This window comes from Micromonospora echinofusca (assembly GCF_017614955.1).
Lineage (GTDB): Bacteria > Actinomycetota > Actinomycetes > Mycobacteriales > Micromonosporaceae > Micromonospora > Micromonospora echinofusca_A.
In genome coordinates, this window is record NZ_WVUH01000686.1 from 1 (window position 1) to 928 (window position 928).

The following is a 928-nucleotide window of genomic DNA, read 5'->3' on the forward strand; positions in this document are numbered from 1 at the left end:
GAGTCCGGGCCGGGTGGGTCGGCGCCGGTCGGTGCCGACCCACCCGGTGCTCACTTCGAGGGCTGGGGCAGCTCGCAGTCGACCTTCGGGTTCGCGCCGACGTAGTTGAGCGGCCCGGCGACGACGGTCACCAGGATGGTGCCGGCCTCCGCGCAGTTGGTGTCGTCGTCGCTGAAGTATCCCCGCTGGCCGGCCGCGATCGCGCCCACGATCAGCCAGAGCACCACGATGATTCCCAAAATGGACGGTCCTCGCATGGCCGCCTCCCGGTCTGCTGTCGGTCGGTGAGGACGCCTATGTACCCCGGGCCGGCGTGGGCGCAAACGGTCGGTCCCACCGGCCCCGGTGGGTGTGCGGGTGTTCCCGTGCCGCCAGCCGGTCACCGGTCACCGTGGTCCTCCACCGTGGGCCTGCGAATCTTCACCTGTCGAGCTGCTCCGGATGTGCCAGCAGGCGAGGGCGGCTGTCCGCCGGGCTGACACCGGCAACCTGCCGGCGTCCTGATCGGCCTGCTGTTGCCCGGTGAGCTACTCGTTTTCCAGGAAGCCGGGGTGTCGACCCCGATCCGACAGCCCGGTTTCCTGGGAACGGAGTGGATCAAGGGGCAGGAGGCAGCGTGCGCGGCGGCCCCTGGACCTGGTGGGCCGCTCCCGGTCGTGTGGGCCGTTCCCGGTGGGCGTGGGCCGCTCCCGGTCGTGTGGGCTCCGGTGGGCGTGGCCGCTTCCGGGCGGCGGGCGGGGTCACCGCAGGTGACGGGAGTTGCCGGTCCCGGTTTCCGGGTGACGGCGTCGGCTGCGGGACCGGTGATGTCCCGGAACCTGCCGGCAACGGTACGGAAATTTGTGGTCCTGCATTTTTTCGGTGCTTTTCCGGCGTGGTGTCCGGTGCGTCGGCGTGACGGGTCGTATTTGCTGGCAGTGGCTTTTCC

The 928-nt window shown here is 70.4% G+C and carries 1 protein-coding gene; it reads right to left on the reverse strand.

All coding sequences use genetic code 11. The features are described 5' to 3' along the window. Window positions 1-50: 50 nt before the first annotated feature. On the reverse strand, window positions 51-257 hold the full coding sequence (locus GSF22_RS33885; RefSeq protein ID WP_208817958.1) for a hypothetical protein: 207 nt from the start codon (window positions 255-257) through the stop codon (window positions 51-53). Between the last annotated feature and the right edge of the window lie 671 nt (window positions 258-928).